The 17,440-nt window shown below is 68.4% G+C and carries 12 protein-coding genes; 2 read left to right on the top strand and 10 right to left on the bottom strand.

What is annotated here, in order from left to right; all coding sequences use genetic code 11:
* Nucleotides 1-22 precede the first annotated feature (22 nt).
* Nucleotides 23-757 carry a class I SAM-dependent methyltransferase gene (locus ACQPYM_RS29395; protein ID WP_433006859.1) on the bottom strand — a complete coding sequence of 245 codons (735 nt, stop codon included), beginning with the start codon at nucleotides 755-757 and terminating at the stop codon, nucleotides 23-25.
* 141 nt (nucleotides 758-898) lie between these two features.
* On the opposite strand from ACQPYM_RS29395, the gene ACQPYM_RS29390 reads away from it, so the two are divergent.
* Nucleotides 899-1,681 carry an electron transfer flavoprotein subunit beta/FixA family protein gene (locus tag ACQPYM_RS29390; RefSeq protein WP_433006856.1) on the top strand — a complete coding sequence of 261 codons (783 nt, stop codon included), beginning with the start codon at nucleotides 899-901 and terminating at the stop codon, nucleotides 1,679-1,681.
* 14 nt (nucleotides 1,682-1,695) lie between these two features.
* On the top strand, nucleotides 1,696-2,652 hold the full coding sequence (locus tag ACQPYM_RS29385) for an electron transfer flavoprotein subunit alpha/FixB family protein (protein ID WP_433006853.1): 957 nt from the start codon (nucleotides 1,696-1,698) through the stop codon (nucleotides 2,650-2,652).
* Nucleotides 2,653-3,252: 600 nt separating this feature from the next.
* Here the strand turns inward: ACQPYM_RS29385 and ACQPYM_RS29380 are convergent.
* The 9 genes from ACQPYM_RS29380 to ACQPYM_RS29340 form a co-directional block, all read right to left on the bottom strand.
* Nucleotides 3,253-4,914 carry a PucR family transcriptional regulator gene (locus ACQPYM_RS29380; protein ID WP_433006850.1) on the bottom strand — a complete coding sequence of 554 codons (1,662 nt, stop codon included), beginning with the start codon at nucleotides 4,912-4,914 and terminating at the stop codon, nucleotides 3,253-3,255.
* Nucleotides 4,915-5,040: 126 nt separating this feature from the next.
* A complete protein-coding gene (gene menC, locus ACQPYM_RS29375) occupies nucleotides 5,041-6,144 on the bottom strand; it encodes an o-succinylbenzoate synthase (protein WP_433023415.1) in 1,104 nt (367 codons plus the stop codon).
* Nucleotides 6,144-7,121, bottom strand: a complete 978-nt coding sequence (locus ACQPYM_RS29370; protein WP_433006847.1) for a GNAT family N-acetyltransferase — start codon at nucleotides 7,119-7,121, stop codon at nucleotides 6,144-6,146. Before ACQPYM_RS29370 ends, menC begins: the two co-directional genes overlap by 1 nt.
* Nucleotides 7,118-8,239, bottom strand: a complete 1,122-nt coding sequence (locus tag ACQPYM_RS29365; protein WP_433006844.1) for a M20 family metallopeptidase — start codon at nucleotides 8,237-8,239, stop codon at nucleotides 7,118-7,120. Before ACQPYM_RS29365 ends, ACQPYM_RS29370 begins: the two co-directional genes overlap by 4 nt.
* Nucleotides 8,239-11,589, bottom strand: coding sequence for a serine hydrolase (locus tag ACQPYM_RS29360; RefSeq protein WP_433006841.1), 3,351 nt, complete (start codon nucleotides 11,587-11,589; stop codon nucleotides 8,239-8,241). The genes ACQPYM_RS29365 and ACQPYM_RS29360 overlap by 1 nt, the downstream gene beginning before the upstream one ends.
* A gap of 204 nt (nucleotides 11,590-11,793) precedes the next feature.
* A complete protein-coding gene (locus ACQPYM_RS29355; protein ID WP_433006838.1) occupies nucleotides 11,794-12,804 on the bottom strand; it encodes an oligopeptide/dipeptide ABC transporter ATP-binding protein in 1,011 nt (336 codons plus the stop codon).
* Complete coding sequence (locus ACQPYM_RS29350; protein ID WP_433006835.1) at nucleotides 12,801-14,717, bottom strand: dipeptide/oligopeptide/nickel ABC transporter permease/ATP-binding protein; 1,917 nt, start codon at nucleotides 14,715-14,717, stop codon at nucleotides 12,801-12,803. Before ACQPYM_RS29350 ends, ACQPYM_RS29355 begins: the two co-directional genes overlap by 4 nt.
* Nucleotides 14,717-15,805, bottom strand: a complete 1,089-nt coding sequence (locus ACQPYM_RS29345) for an ABC transporter permease (protein WP_433006833.1) — start codon at nucleotides 15,803-15,805, stop codon at nucleotides 14,717-14,719. The genes ACQPYM_RS29350 and ACQPYM_RS29345 overlap by 1 nt, the downstream gene beginning before the upstream one ends.
* Before the next feature lie 4 nt (nucleotides 15,806-15,809).
* Entirely contained in the window at nucleotides 15,810-17,420 is a 1,611-nt protein-coding gene (locus tag ACQPYM_RS29340) for an ABC transporter substrate-binding protein (protein ID WP_433006830.1), read from the bottom strand.
* Nucleotides 17,421-17,440: the final 20 nt, after the last annotated feature.

The raw sequence follows: 17,440 nt of genomic DNA, 5'->3' as shown, positions 1-17,440 counted from the left end.
GGCCGGCGCCACGTCTCCGGTACTACGTGCGCCGGGTGCGGGCGACGACGACCAGGTCGAGGCTGTCGTCCAGGTCGCCCGCCCGGATCACGAAGTCCTCGTGGCTGGTCTCCGTCACCAACTGGACCAGCTCAGCCGGCCATTGGCTGTGATCCGTCGCCAGTTGCGCGTCCACACAGGAGCCGTGCTGCTGCTCCCACGCGGTCAGCTTCTCCCCATGCCAGAGCCCGAGCGTTTCAACGATCTCGAGATCGACTTCGACCAGCTCGGTGAACTCGGACGCCGTCAGTTCCTTCGTGTGGTACCAGTTGCCGCTCGGAAAGGTCAGCCGGTTGGGCGTGCTGAGCACCACAACTGCGCCCGGCTCGGCGATCCGCGCGCACTCGGCGATGAACCGCGGCTGCTCCCACAGATGCTCGATCGTCTGCAACGAGACCAGCAGCCCGAACGCCGCGTCCGCGAACCCGGTCTGGACGAGATTGCCCTGGACCAGATTGGTCTGTGGATAAGCCTTGGCGACGTGCCGAAGCGTCGTACTTTCATAGTCGAGACCGAAAACCTGCCGAGCCCCGGCCTGGCGGAGCAGGTCCGCGCCGTACCCCTCGCCGCAGCCGGCGTCGAGGACGCGGCCGGTCTCGGAGCTGAGCCAATTCGCCGTGATCCAGCGATAGGCGGCCTCGTGGCGCGCGAACCAGTAGTTCTCGTGCCAGATCCCGGGGGCTGTTCTCTCACCGGTGAGCGGTAACGTCTCGGTCACCCGGTCAGACTAGTGTCCGGTGGGTACGTTGCGTTCTGCCCACCCGGACTGTGATGGGACTCGCACGCGTCTTATGTTTCTCGCGAGTAACATCCGTGGCAGGCTGGGAGAGACCGTTAACCAGAAGGGGTCCCACACGCTATGAAGATCGTCGTCTGCGCGAAGTTCGTGCCGGATGCCACGGCGGACCGCCGCTTCCGCTCCGAGGACAACACGGTGGACCGCGCCGGTGTCGACGGGCTGCTGTCCGAACTGGACGAGTACGCCGTCGAGACCGCGCTGACCGTCAAGGAAGCCGGCGACGGTGAGGTGACCATCCTCACGGTCGGCCCGGACCAGGCGGCCGACGCCATCAAGAAGGGTCTCCAGATGGGCGCCGACGCCGGTGTCCACGTGAACGACGAAGGCATCCACGGTTCCGACGCGACCGCCACCTCGCTGATCCTGGCCAAGGCGCTGAGCAAGCTCGATGCCGACCTGATCGTGTTCGGGATGGCCTCCACCGACGGCTCGATGGGCGTCGTCCCGGCGATGGTGTCGGAGCGGCTCGGCCTGCCGGGCGTCACGCTGGGCTCGTCGGTCACCGTCGAGGGCGACACCGTGCGGATCCGCCGCGACGGCGACACCGCCAGCGATACCGTCGAGGGCAAGCTCCCGCTGGTGCTGAGCGTCAGCGACCAGTCCGGTGAGCCGCGGTACCCGTCGTTCAAGGGCATCATGGCCGCGAAGAAGAAGCCGGTCGAGACCTGGTCGCTGGCCGACCTGGAGATCTCGCCCGACCAGGTCGGCGCCGCTTCGGCGTGGACCGAGGTGATCGAGGTGACCGCGCGGCCGCCGCGCACCGCCGGCACGATCGTCACGGACGAGGACGGCAGCGGTGCTGCCCAGCTCGTCGAGTTCCTGTCCACCAACAAGTTCCTCTGAGGGGCGACCAGTTCATGTCGAACGTTCTCGTTCTCGTTGACCACACCGGTGGCAAGGTCCGCAAGACGACCGCGGAACTCCTCACCATCGCCCGCCGGCTCGGCGAGCCGGTCGCCGTCTACATCGGCGAAGGCGTCCAGGACGCACTGCCGGCCCTTGGCCAGTACGGCGCGACCAAGGTGATCGCGCTGACCGACGCCGACCTCACGCAGTACCTGGTGGCCCCGAAGGCCGAGGCACTGCACCAGGTCGCGGCCAAGGTCGAGCCGAGCGCCATCCTGATCTCGTCCAGCGCCGAGGGCAAGGAGATCGCCGCCCGGCTGGCCGTCAAGCTCGAGTCTGGCCTGATCACCGACGCCGTCGACGTCCAGGCGGGCGACGGCGGTCCGGTCACCACCCAGTCGGTGTTCGCCGGCAACTACTCGGTCCAGGCCAAGGTCACCCACGGCACGCCGATCATCACGGTCAAGCCGAACGCGGCGACCCCGGAAGCGGCCGAGACCTCACCGGAGGTGGAGGAGTTCGACGTGACGATCTCCGACGCCGCCAAGACGGCCCGCATCACCGAGTCGAAGCCCCGCGAGGCGACCGGCCGGCCCGAGCTCACCGAAGCCGCGATCATCGTCTCCGGCGGTCGCGGCACCGGCGGCGACTTCGGCCCGATCGAAGCCTTCGCCGACTCCCTCGGCGCAGCCGTCGGCGCATCCCGCGCCGCGGTCGACTCGGGTTGGTACCCGCACGCCTACCAGGTCGGCCAGACCGGCAAGACGGTGTCGCCGCAGCTCTACATCGCAGCAGGCATCTCCGGCGCCATCCAGCACCGAGCCGGCATGCAAACCTCGAAGACCATCGTCGCCATCAACAAGGACGAAGAAGCCCCCATCTTCGAGCTCGTCGACTTCGGCGTAGTAGGCGACCTCCACAAGGTCCTCCCAGCCACCACCGAAGAGGTAACCAACCGCAAGTCCTAACCACCCAACCCGAGGTCACCCCCGGACCTCATCCCGAGGTCACCCCCCCGACCTCACCCCGGCCCGGCCCGCTCATCCCCCCGAGCGGGCCGGGTCGGCCCTTTCCCCTGCCATTTCGAAGGGTGTCGCGCTCCACCCAAGTGCTAGCTGCAGCGGCGTACGAAGTTCCGGGCGTGTGGGGGTGCCGAGCGACAGGAGATGCTCGCGGGTTCTGCTGGCGCTCACGCTCAAGAGCCGGGCCCACTGGCAGGTTGAGGGCGGTACATCCTGTCCGTCGGGACACCACGAACCAGGCGAACGGCGGTCGGTCGCCACGAGGTTCACGTTGGGTGAGTGTGGGCCAGGTGCTGGGGCCCATGCCGTGCCGTGCGTGCCCCGCCGGGCTGTGGCGTGCGGTGCGTGCCCTGCCGGGCTGTGGCGTGCGGTGCGTGCCCTGCCTGCCGCACGTGCGGTCCGCGCCGGGGCTGTGCCTGCCGCACCTATTTCACACCCGCGCGTGCTTCACACCGCTTGCTTCACACCGCGTGCGTCACCGCTTGCTTCACGCCGCGTGCGTCACACCGCTTGCTTCACGCCGCGCTTGCTCCACCCGTATCTGCATCACCCGGGTGGGTTTTTGGTGGGGGTGCGGTGGGGTGGGTGGATTACTCGGAGTTGGAGCATGGCGGCGAAGCGGGTGTTGGGGTCGGTTAGGTCTAGGGCTCCTACTTCGGCTAGGCGGCGGAGGCGGTAGCGGAAGGTGTTGGGGTGGACGTAGACGGCGGCGGCCGCGGCGATGACGTCGCCGAAGGCGTCCAGCCAGGCTCGGAGGGTTTCGACCAGGTTGGTGTTGTGGTCGCGGTCGTAGGCGACCAGGCGGGCGATGGGGCCGGTCGGCTGGTCGCCGCGGGCTTCGATCAGGTCGCGCAGTTCGAGGAGCAGGGTTTCGACGTGGACGTCGGCCAGGCGGGCAACGCGTTGGGAGCCGTTGCCGGTTCGCAGTACTCGCAGGGCGCGGTCGGCGCCGGCGCGGGCGTGGGGAAGCCGGGAGGTCTCCCGTACTACGGGTCCGACGCCGATGGTGGCCGTGACGCGTTCGCCGATCCGGTCGAGGAAGTCCTTGGCGATGCGGACCGCGCGTTCTTCACCATCGGCGCGATCGGCCCGGACGGGCATCAGGCCGTACGCGATGTCGCCCACCAATGCGGACGCCGATCGTGGATGGACAGCACCCAGATGCATCGCGAAGGCATCGGCGAGCCGCTGCCGCTCGGTCGCGAGCCCGGCTTCCCCGACCAGCGACTCATCGGACACCGGCACAGCCAGAGCCAGTACTACGACCGGCTGGTCGGCCAGCCCGAGACGGTCGAGCGCATCGCGCGCACCGGCGCCGCCTTCGAGCGCAGTACTGACCAGGTCGGCGCGGAGGCGGCGTTCGACGTCGGCGCCGGCGCGGATGCGGAGCATGTGGAGTGCGACGAGCTTGGCTGCGTCGGAGAAAGCCTGGGAGCGTTCCTCGGTGAGCGGGGCGCGGACGGCGGCCCAGATCGAACCGAGGATCTCGTCGCCGGCGCGGACGGCAACCGCGACCCGCGGCAACGTCAGTTCGTCTTCGACGATCGGCAAGGGTGGGATGTAGACCGGCCGGTCGGTTCGGTACAGCTCGCGAAAGATGCCGCGCTCGGACAGCATCCGGGAGTAGCGCTGCGGCACCTGGCGACCGAGGACGGTTTCGACGCGGGCCGGATCGGCTTCGTCCTGTCGGCCGGAGAAAGCGAGCACCCGGGAACTGCGGTCCTCGATCGTGACCGGCGCGTCGAGCAACGCGGCGGCCGCGTTGGCGAGAGCGAACAGATCGCCGGACGGCATACCGCCCAACGTTTCCGGCTCGGCGACTCCGACATCCCCTTCGGCGAGGAGCGAACGCAGGAGGACGGCGAGCTGGTCCCACGACGCGCCCCGGGTCAGACCGAGCAAGGCGACGCCTGACTCGGCCACCGCGGTGGTGATCGAATCGTGCGCGGCGATGGGGGAGCGGACGACCAGGCCGGCCGCTTGCTGGCGGCCGAGATCGCGCAGGGTCCACGCGATCAGCGACGGCTCCTGGAGTCCGACGCCGAGGACGAGACTGTGCCGCGGCAGGACCGGCTCGTCGAGAGGATCGTGAATGACGACCCCACCGATCTCGGCCCGCTGGTCGGGATCACCGTGCACGAGTTCGAGCAGGGTGGCACCGAGATCGTCGAGCACACGACCGAGGCTCGCGCGGGGTCGGTTGGTCACGGAAGGCAGCACCTCTCCGAAACTAGAAGCCAGACCACCAGCGTAGTTCGTCCAGCCGAACAGATCCTCCCCTCCAATTGGTCGGTCACCACAAGTCAGTCCGGGGAGACTGCTGGATCGGGCCGGTTACAAAGGCAGCCATTCGGTCGAGGTGGTGACAGCGTCCAGTACTGCGGGGAGCGGGTCGATGCCGATCCCGGGCGCGGTCGGGACCGGGAGATGGCCGTCGTCCAGCGTGAACGGAGCGGTGATGTCCGTCGTGTAGTAGCGGCTGGAGGCGGAGGTGTCGCCGGGGAGGGTGAAGCCGGGCAGGGCTGCCAGGGCGACGTTGGCGGCTCGGCCTAGGCCGGTTTCCAGCATGCCGCCGCACCAGACGGGGATGCCGTGCGCGACGCAGACGTCGTGGATACGGCGGGATTCCAGGTAGCCGCCGACTCGGCCGGGCTTGACGTTCACGATGGAGCACGCGCCCAGGGTGATGGCCGCCGCGGCTGCGCGGGCTGAGGTGATCGACTCGTCCAGGCAGACAGGGGTCTTCAGGTGGCGAGCGAGTTCCGCGTGGCCGAGGATGTCCTCCTCGTCCAGCGGCTGCTCGATCAGCAACAGGTTGAAGGGGTCGAGTCGCGCGAGGTGCCTCGCGTCCGACACCGAGTACGCCGTGTTGGCGTCGACCTGGAGCAGCACATCGCCGAAGCGTTCGCGGACCGCGGCCACCGGCGCCACGTCCCAGCCCGGCTGGATCTTCAGCTTGATCCGCAGATAGCCCTCGTCGAGATAGCCCTCGACCGCATCCAGAAGTTCGCCGATCGAGTCCATGATGCCGACCGAAACCCCACACGGCACGCGGTCGTGCACAGCCCCGAGCTCGCGCGCCAGCGGTCGTCCTTCGGCCCGCAACTCGGCATCCAGTACTGCGGTCTCCAACGCCGCCTTCGCCATCCGATGCCCGTGGAACTTGGCCAGCGCCGGCGCCACCTCGACAGCGGAGAGCCGCTCGACCGCGCCCAGCGCGGGCACGAAGAACCGCCGCAGGACGTCGATCGCCGCGTCCACGTACTCCGACGAGTACAGCGGCCCGGACATCGCGACGCACTCGCCCCAGCCTTCCGCCTCGGTGCTGACCGCGCGCACCAGCAGCGCGTCCCGGGTCGTCTCGGTTCCGAACGAGGTCCGAAACGGCGACACCAACGGCAACGAGATCCGCCGCAACTCAACTCCGGTCAGCTTCATCACGCCAGCCCCTTCTCAGCATCGTCAAGCACAGATCGTTCAAGCACAGATCGTTCGAGCGCAGTTTGATCGAGCCCGGATTCTTCGGGCCCAGGTTGTTCGAGCACGTACCACCCAGCTCGGTCGAACCCGGTCACCCGGGCGCCGTCGGCCAGCAACCCACCGAGCACCTCACGCAGCGCCGCCCGCCAAGACTTCGCCACCCCCGGATCGGTCTGCCGCAACTTCTCCACATCAGCCGGTACGCCGACCAGCACTGTCCCGTCGCCGGCACCCCAGGCAGTGGAAGTCGAAGGCCCGCCGTCGTCTGCGAAGCCCAAGGCGACAGTTGCCCCCGGCAACCGATCCACGGTAGTGACAGCCGGGCGGCGGGCGGCGGCTGCGCCGACCTCCGGCGCGTCGAGTTGCCAGCGGACCAGCAGGCGGTCGCTGTCGTCGCCGCCGTTGATTCCGTCCTGCATGAACCCGTAGAAGTTCGTCAGGTACTCCGTCGGCCGCGCCGCCAGCTTGGTCACGTTGAAGTACGCGTTCCGCCGGATCAACGGATCAAAGGTCCACGAGATGGACTCCACCCCACGCTGCAACGCCCACGCCCGCTGATGCAGCTTCAGCGCGAACCCCACGCTCCGCCCCCGAGCAACCCCGGACACGCCGGCCACATGACTGTGCATCGCCCGCTCAGTAGGCGCCGAGAAGAACCCGACACAAGCCCCGATCAGCTCGTCACCGTCAAACGCTCCGCTGACGTAGTTGCCCGCCTTCGTCAACGCCCGCAGCAGTTCCGTCGTGATCGGCGGATTCATCGGATCCGGCCGCCAGATGGAGTCGTACAACCGATAGACCGCATCGAGGTCAGCCAGTTCGTGCAGCCCCCGAACCCGTACTCCGGCGGAGGCCGCGGCGGCCAGGCCGTCGCCGATCGCGTCGTCGACCGAGGTGCTCACGTCGATCAGCCCGGTGGTCTCTGGACTGCTCATGGTCTGTCCAACAGATCGGCGATCAGTGCCGTCAGGAGCGCAGTCCGGGGTGCGATCTCGGCAACCACCACATGCTCGTCGTCAGCGTGAGCGCCGCCGCCGACGGCACCCAAGCCGTCGAGGGTCGGAGTACCGATGCCGGCGGTGAAGTTGCCGTCGGAGCCGCCGCCGACCGAGATCTCGCGCAGTGGTTCAAGCCCGAGTTCGACGGCGAGCGCGGCGGCTCGGTGGTAGAGATCTTCCGACATCTTCCGCTCGAGCGGCGGTCGGTTCGGCGCACCGATCACTTCCAACGAGGACCCGGCGAGCACGGGCGTCAAGGCGTGCAAAGCCGCATCCACGCGCTCCTGCTCGGCAATACTTCGCGCCCGGACGTCGACACAGAAGCCAGCAGCAGCGGGCACGGTGTTCCGCGTAGTACCGGATGTCAGAACAGTCGGCGTCACAGTCGTCCCGAGTGCGGCATCACCGAGCTGGCTCACCGCGAGCACCTGATGGGCTGCCTCGATGCTGGCGTTCACACCGAGCTCCGGCTCGAGCCCAGCATGCGAGGCGCGACCGGTGATCCGGATCTCGTAGCCGGAAACACCCTTGCGCTCGAGCTTCAAAGCCCCGTCAGCCGACGCCTCCAACACCAGCGCGGCCGAGCACCCAGCCGCCTCCGCCTCGATCAGCGCACGGGACGACGGCGACCCCAACTCCTCATCACCGGTCACCAGCAACGTCACCCCCGCCGCAGAAGGCAAGGCCGCGATCGCGTGAAAGGCCATCACCAGACCGGTCTTCATGTCGAAGCAACCAGGCCCCCGCAGTACGCCGTCCTCGACCGCAAACGGATGCGTGACCAGCGAACCAACAGGCCACACCGTGTCGTGATGCCCAAGCACCAGTACCCGCCGAGGTCCGTCGCCGAGCCGCCAGCGCAGATGCGTACGCCCATCGACGACCACGTACTCCGGTGCGCTGCCCAGCAACTCAGTCCCGAGCCGGGCCACCACGTCCGCGCTGCCGGCGACAGCCGCAAGGTCAGCCGACGGCGACTCGCACGTCACCAACGTCTCCAAGTCAGCCAGCATCCGCGGTAAAGCGGCCCGCATGGACTCCACCAGTTCGCTCATCAGCCCACCTTCGGCGTGGCTCGAACCCCGAAGTGCACGTACTTCTCACCCGTGGGCAGCGAGTAGAACGTCACCGGGGACCAGGTCAGCGACCCCGGCTGCCGTACGACGAAAAGGTCGCCACTCTCGTCGACCGGGATCATCGGAAATGAGTGCGTCGGCTCCGGCATCAACTCGGCCAGCGGCCCGGTGAGCGTCATCCGCAGTACCAGCTGGCCGTCCTCGACGAGCACCTCCTGCAGTGTGCTGGCGCGCTCGTACCGACCGACGTGCCGGTGCAACTCAATAGTGGGCGGTTCATCCGGCGCGGTCAGCGGTGCGGGCATCTCGACGTCCGCCAGCTCGCCGAAGATCTCGCGGTACAGGTCTTCGTAGAGATCACGCGCATTGCCGCCGTTGGTCAGCAGCGTCACAGCCAGTCCCTGGTCGGGGAGGACGCGCAGGAAGGCGGCCTGGCCGATCGTGTTTCCGTCATGGCCGATCAGCCGGTGACCGTTCCAGCCGAACCTGATCCAGCCCAGGCCCCACGAGTCGCCCAGCGAGTACTTGTCCGGCAGCTCCGCGTGCTGCTCAGCCATCAACGCCACGGTCTCCTCGCGAAGCACCTGGGTGCCATCCGGCGCCACCCCGCCCTTCAGATGCAAACGAGCGAAGGCCAACGCATCAGCAGCGGTCGACGTGATCAACCCGGCCGGCCCGAGCGAGCGGGGCAGACCCCAGACCGGCGCGCGCGACGGCTCTTCATCACCCTCGCCGACATGCCCGACCGCGGCCCGATGGAGGAGTGCCTCCTCGGGGAGCGTGACGGTGTGCTCGAGTCCGAGCGGCCCGATGATCCGCTCGCGAAGTGCCTGGTCCCAGGTCTTGCCGGTGAGCTTCTCGATCACCCGGCCGGCCAGCGAGAAGCCGGAGTTGCAGTACGACCAGGTGGCGCCGAGCGGATGATTCTGCCCCACCTCGGCCAAGCCCTCGACATACTTCTCCAGACAGTCGTCACCACGCCCGGTGTCGGTGAACACGTCGCCGTCGATCCCGCTGGTATGCGTGAGCAACTGCCGCATCGTCACCTGCTTGGCGACGTCAGGATCGCCGAGTTGCAGTTCCGGCAACACCTGGATGATCGGCGCGTCCAGGTCGAGCAGGCTCTCGTCGACCAGCTGCATGGCCAGCGTCGCCGTCCAGACCTTCGACATCGACCCGATCTGGAACAGCGAATCGGTCGTCGTCTCGACCCCGGTGTCCTTGTTCAGTACGCCGGTCGCAGCCTCCACCAACTCGTCGTCCGCCGCAGGCCGTACCCGCAGGATGCCAAGCGTGGCCCCCGGTACGCCGTGCTTGGCCGCGAGCGTGCTGAGCCTGCGCTGCCAGTGCGCGGCGTCGATGCGGGCGCGACGCGGGCCGCCCGCGTCACCGGCGTACTGCTCGACCCAGTCGAGGATGCGGCGGTTGAAGTCGAGGCGGTGCGACGGCCTGCCCTCGACGATGAACAGGTGACTGGCCTCCGGGTAGAGGACCAGTTGGGTCGGCACGCCTTGCTCGCGCAGCGCGGTATGCCACTGCTGGGCCTGACCGACCGGGCAGCGCACATCGGCATCACCCTGCAGGATCAGAGTCGGCGTCCGCACCTGGCCGATCTGGCTCAGTGGCGACATGGCAGTGACGTCGTCGGCGTTGCTGAGCTCGTAGGCGCGGAGGAAGTGGCCCATGTCGGAGGTGCCGGACATGCTGGTCAGGTCGCTGACCACACCACCCGTGACCGCTGCCGCGAACCGATTGTCCCGGCTGGTCAGGTAGCAGGTCATGTAGCCGCCGTAGCTGTATCCCGCGACGGCGAGACGCTGCGAATCAGCGATGCCCTCGGCAACCAATTCGTCGAGCGGTTCGAGGAAGTCCTTCGCGTCCGCCGTACCCCAGTTGCCGAGCGCGCCATTGAAGAACTCCTCGCCATAGCCGTCGCTGGCACGCGGGTTCACCAGCAGCACGGTCCAGCCGCGCGCCGCGAGCTCCTGGTGGTAGAGATGCACCTCGTCGGCGGCACCGTTCCAGGCGTTGTGCGGACCGCCGTGGATGTCCAGCAGCAGCGGCTGCGCCCCACTGGCCGCAGGGTCGCGGATCAGCCAGCCCGACACGACAGTCCCGTCGGAGATCGTGAACTCGCACTCCTCCCGGAGGAAGTGCTCCACGTCAGCGAACTTCTCGCCGTACTTCGTCAAAGTCGTCGACTCGCCAGTCGCCAGGTCCAGCGCGACGACCTCGCCGTACGACGTCGGGGTGGTCAGCGCGACGGTCGCGACACCGCCCGCGACCGTTAGGCCGGCGACGTTCTGACCCGGCTCGCCCAGCACCCGCTGAGGTGTACCACCGGCCAGCGGAACGGAGTACAGGTGGGTGCAGCCGCGGTCGCGGATGCAGAAGAGGACCGTGCGGCCGTCCTCGATCAAGGCGGGAAGGGCACCCGGGTACGCCGGTCCGCCGGGCATCACGTTGCGGTCGAGCGGTGCTGCCAGGTTCTCCACCTCGCCGGTGGACAGCGTGAGTCGCAGGAGACCCGCATGTCCCACCGGTCCACTGAGGTTGCCGACGATCAGCAGGGACTCGCCGTCAGCCGTCCAGACCATCGGACCGGCCAGTCCCTCGGCCAGACCGACCTGCTGCGGTTTGGCCTTCTCATCCGTCACATCGAGCACGTACGCCGGTGCTGTCGGGCTCAGGTCTGCGTCCGGTGCAGTAGCGGCTCCGAACGCCAGCTTGGTGCCATCAGGTGACCAGGCGGGGTCACCCGCGTGCCAGTCGCCTTCGGTGGCCTGCCTGCACTTCTTCGACTCGACGTCGAGTAGGTGCACGTGCTTGCGGATAGTGCGAAGCCAGCCGGCTCCGTCGGCCTGGTAGTCCAGCCGCTCGCTGACGATCGGTGCGTGGCTCCGTGCCTCGCCCGCAGCCTCGTCCTCGCCGTCCTGAGCAGCCGTGTCGACCGCTGCGCTGAAGGCGATCCGAGTGCCGTCAGGACTCCACTGCGGCATCCCTGCGCCGAGCGGCAGGGTAGTGAGCTGCTCAGGCTCGCCACCGCCGGCTGGAAGCAACCAGAGCTGAGCTGGGCCGTCCTTGGCGCGCAGGAACGCTAGCTGGGTCCCATCAGGCGACCAGACAGGTGTGCTGTCGGCATCACCCCGGGTGAGCTGCTGTGGCTCGCCACCGGACGCGGGCACCCGCCACAGGTTTCGCAGGGTGCGGTCGCCCTTCACATCGGTGGTCCGCAGTACGTAGGCGACCGTGGTGCCGTCCGGCGACAGCGCCGGCTGCTCCGGTACTGCGAACTCGGTCAAGTCGTCGATGCGCAGACGTCGGGTCACGGTGGAGTCCTCCTTGGACACAGGACAAGTCTCCTGAGTCGGAAGTTCCTGCGCATCTCCGGCGCCCAGGCACGCACCTCGCGGCGTTGGAGAAGCGTCCACGATGCTGCGCATCGAGGACGCTCCTCCGCCTTGCGATGCACGCACCTGGACACCGGAGCTGCTGCAGCAACTTCCGACTCAGGAGACTTGCAATGGGATGGCTCACTGGCTGAGCTCGACCGTCTGAAGTGCACCGGCCGCGTGGTGGCAGGCGGTGCTGTGGAGACGATGCTGAGCCTCGGTGGTGGGATCAGTGGTCAGGCAGTGCTCGCGATCGGTACGGACCAGCGGCCCGATCGGACAGCGAGGGTGGAACCGGCAACCGGCCGGCGGGTGATGCGGATCGGCCGGCTCTGCGTCGGCGACAACGCGCAGCGCCGGGTCAGGCGGTTGCAGAGCAGTCGTGCCGCGGCGTGGAGCGGCCGCGAGAAGCTCTTTGGTGTAAGGGTGTTGAGGGTTGCTCAGAACGTCGCGAGCCGGGCCGAACTCGACGATGCGGCCGAGATACATCACCGCGATGAAGTCGCTCACGTAACGCACGACGGCCAGGTTGTGGGAGATGAACAGCATCGACAGGTGCAGCTCCCGTTGCAGTTCGCGAACGAGGTTGAGCACCGTGCCCTGGATCGAGACGTCGAGAGCCGAGGTGATCTCGTCGGCGATGATCACGTCGGGCCGGCCGGCCAGAGCCCGGGCGATCGCGACTCGCTGCCGCTGGCCGCCGGACAACGCGCCTGGGTAGGCCCGCGCCCGATCGGGGTCGAGTCCAACCAGCTCGAGCAGCCGCACGACCTCCTCGCGACGCGCTCGCTGCTGGCCGCGCCTGTTCAGGCGGCCGGGCCCATCGGAGCGGGGTACGGACTCGGCGATCGAGTCGCCGACGGTCATCCGGGGGTCGAGGGACGAGTACGGATCCTGGAACACCATCTGCAGCGGACGCCGTTGCCCGGCGCGATGCTTCAGCGGCACGCCGTCCAGCAGGATCTGCCCGGACGACGGCTCGGTCAGGCCGACCGCGGCCCTGGCCAGGGTCGATTTGCCCGAGCCGGACTCGCCGACCAGCCCAACAACCTGGCCGGACGGAACGGTGAGGTCGACCCCGTCGACGGCGGTCAGCGCCCGGCTGCCGGTTCCGAACCGGACCGAGACTCCTTCGAAACGCAGTTCGCTCATCGCTGCCCCGTCCGGATCGCCGCGCTGCCTAGATACCGAGCTTGCCAGGCCGCCGATGCTCCCTGGGGATTCCAGCAGGCCAGTTGATGATCTGGGCCGTGGATGACCAGCGCGGGATCCTCGGTCAGGCAGCGGTCCTCGGCGAACTCACAGCGCGCCGCAAACGCACAGCCACTCGGCAGCTGCGCCGGATCCACCGGACGCCCCGGAATCACCGCGAGCGGTTCGTCGAGCGGCGTCTCGAGATCCGGTACTGCGGCCAGCAAGGCGCGCGTGTAGGGATGGCGGGCCCCGGTCGCGAGCTCGCTGGACGGCAGGTCCTCGACGATGCGGCCGGCGTACATCACCAGCACGCGATCGCAGACCTGCGCGACGACGGTGATGTCGTGGCTGATCAGCAGCACGGCAACGTCGTCCTCGGTCCGGATCGTCTCCAGCAGACGGAGTACCTGCCGTTGCACGGTGACGTCGAGTGCGGTGGTCGGTTCGTCGGCGACGATCAGCGCCGGGGTACCCATCAGGCCCATGCCGATCATCGCCCGCTGCCGCATCCCGCCGGAGAACTCGTGCGGATACTGACGCGCTCGCCGCTCGGCCGCCGGGACCCGCACCGCGCGCAACCGGTCGATCGCGCGAGCCATCGCCTGACGCCGGGACAGGCCTTGGTGCTCGCGCGCGCCTTCGGCCAGTTGGACGCCGATCCGCTTGGTCGGGTTGAACGACGTCATCGGGTCCTGGAAGACCATCGCGAACGACGTACCCAGCAGGCGTCGCCGGGCGGCCGCGGTCCCGCGACCCGCTAGCCGTCCGAGGAGTGGCGCACCGAGGAAGGACAGTTCGGAGGCCCGCACCTGGCCGGGCGACTCGATCAACTGCGCGACGGCGAGAGCGGTCAGACTCTTGCCGGAGCCGGACTCGCCGACCACGCCGACGATCTCGCCCTTCCCGACCGTGAAACTGACGCCGCGGACCGGGGTGATCGGGCCGGGGAAGCTGACATACAGGTCCTTCACGACCAGGACGGCCTCATCGTCGGCCGGCGCTGCGGGAGTCGTCTCGGGCAGTCGCTCGCGGACCTGAGCTCCCTTCAGCACCGGTACGCCGAAGCCCTTCGCGACGGCCTCACCGAACAGGTTGAAAGCGAGTCCCGCGATGACGACCGCGACTCCGGGCGCGAGCGCCGCGGCTGGATGGACGTAGATGCCGTTGAGGCCTTCGCCCATCAGCCGGCCCCAGTCATAGGCCGGTGGCTGAACGCCCAGGCCGAGGAACGACAGTCCCGCGAAGGCGAGCAACGCGCCGCCCGCGCCGATCGTGGCATTGACGACGAGCGGCTCGGCGATGTTCGGCAGGATGTGCCGCAGCAGCGTCCGGAACCGGCCGACCCCGGCGATGCGGGCGGCGGCAACGAAGTCCCGCTCGCCGATCCCGGCGACCAGCGTCTGGGTCAGCCGCGCGAACGCCGGCGCCCCCGCGAAACCGATCGCCAGTACTGCGCCCTTGGCTCCCACCCCGAAGATGACCGCGAAAAACAGCGCGAGCAACAGGCCGGGGAAGGCGACCGCGATGTTCACCACGGCCGTCGTCACCCGGCCGGCGCGCCGGCCCATCATCGTCGGTGCACAACCGAGCGCGAGTCCGGTGATCACCGCGATCGCCGTGGCCGACAGGGCGAGCAGGATCGACGTACGGGAGGCGACGAGTACTCGGTAGAAGATGTCGCGGCCGAGGCTGTCCGTGCCGAGCCAATGCGCTGACGATGAGCCTTGCAGGAGCTGCTCGGTGTCGATCGCGTTGGCTTGCTCGGACCAGAGCACTGGGGCGAACAGGGCTAGGAGGAGTACCAGGAGCAGGAGTAGGCCTGCGCCCGCGCCGACCGGCGTACGGAGTACTGCGATCCATCTCGCTCTCATCAGCTCTCCCTGATTGTGGAGCGCGGATCCAGCAGGGCGAGGGTTACGTCGACTACCAGGTTTACCAGGAGGACGCCGACGCCGTAGACGAGTACTACGCCCTGCACCAGCGGGTAGTCCTTGGCCAGGATCGAGGAGACGATCGTGCTGCCGAGTCCGGGCCAGCCGAAGACGTTCTCGACCAGTACTGTCCCGGCGACCATTCCGCCCAGCAGGAGGCCGCCCAGGGTGATGGTGGCCGTTACTGCGTTGGGCAGGGCGTGCCTCAGGTAGACAGCTACGGCAGGGAGGCGCTTGGCGCGTGCTGTGCGTAGGTAGTCGGTCTGCAGCACTGCTAGCAGCTCTACGCGGCAGATGCGTGCCAGGACTGCGGCAGGCCCGACGGCCAGCGAGAGCACCGGGAGCACGTACGACGTGACGTTGCCGCGGCCGGCGACTGGCAGCCAGTGGAGCTTCACTGCGAAGAGGTAGACCAGGCCGACGGCCAGGAGGAACTCCGGGATCGCGGCCAGGATCACTGTGGTCGAGGTGAAGCTCAGTTCGGTGCGGGGGCGGCGGCCGGCTCGGGTGAGGACTCCCATGGCCAGGCCGACTGGTAGAGCGATCAGTACTGCGACCAGGAAGGCAGCTACGGCTAGCTCGACGGTGGCGGGTAGGCGGTCGCGGATCACGTCGGAGACCGGCAGGCCGGTGGTGATCGACGTACCGAGGTTGCCGGTGAAGAGGTTCTGCAGGAAGTGGAGGTACTGCTCCCAGAGTGGGTCGTTGAGACCGAGCGACTCGCGCTGAGCGTCGACCAGGCTCTTCGGCGCCGCTGGGCCGAGCGCCGACTGCACCGGGTCACCCGGAATCAGATGAATCATCAGAAAGGCCGCGCTGACCAGCGTCAGCACCGACACCACCAGCCGGCCAACCCGCCGCACCCCGAACCGCACCCACGGGTGGGCAACGAACCCGGCCGCCATCCCAGCACCCGAGCCCGCGCCAGGACCCGAGCCGGGGCCACGACCCGAGCCCGCGCCAGGCTCCGAGCCCGCGCCGGGCCCCGAGCCCGCCGCGGCGCCAGGGAGGCCGGCCGTTGTGGTCACCGGCTCACCCCAGCATCCGGATGGAGGACGGGACGACGCTGCCCTGGATCAGGTCGAAGGTGGCGTTCTTGGCGAACGTGGGGATGGTCGAGTTCACGAACGGCACCACGTTGACCTGCTCGAACAACGCACGCTCGGCCGCCGCCCAGTCCGGGCAGCCGTCGGTGCCCGCGATCGACGACGCCTTCTTGACCGCGGCGTCGTACGCCGGGTTCTTGATCGCGGCGAAGTTGCTCCCGTTCGGGGGAGTCGGACCGGACAGGAACGAGACGAGCTGGCTGGGCAGGGAAACCGTCAGCGGGATCAGTCCGGCGTGCCAGGTGCCCTGGCCGGCCAGGATGACCGTGCTGATCTCGGCGGTCGAAACAGCCTTCAGCGAGACCTCGATGCCCAGCTCGTTCCAGGCCTTCTGCAACAACTCGGAACCGGATTGCAGCGTCGAGCCGAGACCGGTCGGATAGTAGAAGACCAGCGAGAGCTTGCTGCCACCCTTCTCCCGGGTGCCGCCCGCACCCGCCTTCCAACCGGCTGCGTCGAGAGCAGCCTTGGCAGCGTCCAGGTCATGGCCGGGCAGGTTGCCGGCGACCGTGTCCTCGGTGCAGGGACCCATGCCGGGGGCAACCATGCTGGTGGTCGGCGAACCGGTTCCGCCGGTGATCACCTTGCCGAGCTGGGTCAGGTCGAGACCCTGAACCAGCGCCTTCCGGACGGCCGGGTCAGCGGTCGGCAGCCCGGCCTTCTGGTTGAACCAGAGCTCGCCGAGCGGAGCACCCGCGCTGTGCTGGAAGATCTTCTGCGCTTCCAGCCGCTGCTTGTCCGGCCCCGCGATGCGGACGATGTTGACCTGGCCGGCAACCAGCAGGTTGGCCGCGGTGGTCTCGTTGGCGATGACCTTGAGCACCACCTTGTCCGGCAGACCCGGTTGTCCTGCCTTGAAGTCGCCAGGCCCCCACGCGTACTCCTTGCGGCGGGTGAGCGTGTAGTGGTCACCCGGCACCGCCTCGGCGACGGTGTACATGCCAGTGCCGTCTGAGCCCTGCTTGAGCAGGTTGCGGTCCTTCATGCCCTTGCTGCAGACCAGGTGCAGGCCACCGATGTTGCCGACCAGGAAGGCATCGGGCGCAGGCACAGTGACGCTCACTGTCCCCGCCGCATCATCGGCGGTCGCCTTCGCGCCGGGCGGGACGAAGACGCCGATCCGGGTCGACTTGTTCGCCGGGTCGCCGACGAAGTTGATGTTCTCCGCCACCGTGCTCGCGGTCAGCGGGCTGCCGTCCGCGCAGGTGATGCCCTTGCGCAGCGTGTACTTCGCTGTGGTCGTCGTGCCTTCCCACTTCTCCGCGAGACCGGCGATCTGCTTGCCGCTCGCATCGGCGCTGACCAGCGTGTCGTACAGGAACATGTCGACCTGCTGGGTGACCGACAGCGAGGTGAACTGCGGGTCCAGGTTGCCGGGGTCGGCATTCAGGGCCATGGTCAGCGTCCGGCCCTCGACGGGCCGGCCGGAGCCCGCGCCCGCGCTGGCGTTGTTGCTCTGCTCGCCCGAACTGCATGCGGACAAGGCCAGTCCGGTGACCAGTACGCCGGCCGCCGCGACGGTGAATGCGGATCTCATGAGATGCCTCCGGTGGGAAA

The organism is Kribbella sp. CA-294648, from assembly GCF_050943845.1.
In the GTDB taxonomy this organism is placed as follows: domain Bacteria; phylum Actinomycetota; class Actinomycetes; order Propionibacteriales; family Kribbellaceae; genus Kribbella.
This window is presented reverse-complemented; position numbering and strand designations above follow the sequence as displayed.

Bases quoted from the DNA above. Each gene is read 5' to 3' on its own strand.
- ACQPYM_RS29390 (WP_433006856.1), top strand. From the start codon at position 899: ATGAAGATCGTCGTCTGCGCGAAGTTCGTGCCGGATGCCACGGCGGAC.
- ACQPYM_RS29385 (WP_433006853.1), top strand. From the start codon at position 1,696: ATGTCGAACGTTCTCGTTCTCGTTGACCACACCGGTGGCAAGGTCCGC.
- menC (WP_433023415.1), bottom strand. From the start codon at position 6,144: ATGAAGCTGACCGGAGTTGAGTTGCGGCGGATCTCGTTGCCGTTGGTG.
- ACQPYM_RS29370 (WP_433006847.1), bottom strand. From the start codon at position 7,121: ATGAGCAGTCCAGAGACCACCGGGCTGATCGACGTGAGCACCTCGGTC.
- ACQPYM_RS29365 (WP_433006844.1), bottom strand. From the start codon at position 8,239: ATGAGCGAACTGGTGGAGTCCATGCGGGCCGCTTTACCGCGGATGCTG.
- ACQPYM_RS29355 (WP_433006838.1), bottom strand. From the start codon at position 12,804: ATGAGCGAACTGCGTTTCGAAGGAGTCTCGGTCCGGTTCGGAACCGGC.
- ACQPYM_RS29350 (WP_433006835.1), bottom strand. From the start codon at position 14,717: ATGAGAGCGAGATGGATCGCAGTACTCCGTACGCCGGTCGGCGCGGGC.
- ACQPYM_RS29340 (WP_433006830.1), bottom strand. From the start codon at position 17,420: ATGAGATCCGCATTCACCGTCGCGGCGGCCGGCGTACTGGTCACCGGA.